The sequence below is a fragment of the Photobacterium sp. Ph5 genome (assembly GCF_022129445.1).
Classification (GTDB): Bacteria; Pseudomonadota; Gammaproteobacteria; order Enterobacterales; family Vibrionaceae; genus Photobacterium.
In genome coordinates this window covers 1-1067 of record NZ_JADQAQ010000116.1, presented here as the reverse complement: position 1 = coordinate 1067, position 1067 = coordinate 1, and the positions used below count along the sequence as shown (strand labels likewise).

Sequence of the window (1067 nt, the reverse complement as noted above, 5' to 3'; positions counted from 1 at the left end):
GTTTTTGGTTCAATTTTAATTTCAACCGGTGATGAATCACCCACTAAAATATCATTGTAACCTGTACCATTGATAACATTTGAATCATTACCACCAATTTCAATACGTCCATAGCCATCATACGGTTTGTCATCGACTGCCGATGCACTGTTTCCATAAGTATCTGATATTGTAATTGTGGCATGAACATCACCGCTAAAGCCATGATTCTGGTTTGGCTCAAAATAGCTACCCGGTACCTGAGTCGTATAACCTAACTTCCCATTACCTTGATCTTCAACCTTAACATCAACACTCTTATCACCCAACTGGAGAGTGACAGTGTCACCTACTTTTGCATCACCACCAACACTACCCGTTACCGTAATAGGGCTATTGTTGTCATGCTCTTCACCTGTTATAGCCTTACCGTCATTGATACTATCTACAGTCACTGATACATCTAATGTCGCAACTTTATAATCATGATCGGCAGTCGCTGTTTCTGTATTACCCGCTTTATCTGAGATTTTTACAACCGCATGAATTTTATCGGCTGTTGCGTTTGCCAGTACACTACCTGCAACTTCTACCTGCCAGCCCAATTGGCCATTACGCTCAATAACCTTAGTTTGATAATCGTGACCATCTACAGTGATAACAACGCTATCACCTAATTTAACATCACCGCCAACATTACCATGTAGTAATTGATTTTCTGCCGCTTCTTTTTCATTAATCACGTTATCTGATGTGACGTCGTCAATTGTTATTGAAGCATCAAGGGTCTTGACTGTGTAATCATGCTTCGCATTGGCTTCTGCGGTATTCCCATAGTTATCTTTAATCGATACATGCGCTTGAATTTGATCTACTTTCGCATGAGCCAATACAGAACCATCAACAGGTAATGCCCAACCTAATTGTCCGTCATTCTCTGTTACTGGAGTTTTATAGTGCTTACCATCAACCGTAATCGTGACTTCGTCACCAACTTTAACATCACCACCTACGGTACCGTGTAACGTGATCGTTTCTGTTGCTTCTTTTTCATTAATAATGTTATCTGCAGTGACACCATCAATGGT

The 1067-nt window shown here is 40.5% G+C and carries 1 protein-coding gene; it reads right to left on the bottom strand.

What is annotated here, in order from left to right; genetic code table 11:
• The coding region (locus I3259_RS20175) for an Ig-like domain-containing protein (protein ID WP_238031447.1) at positions 1-1067 on the bottom strand (1067 nt) is incomplete at both ends.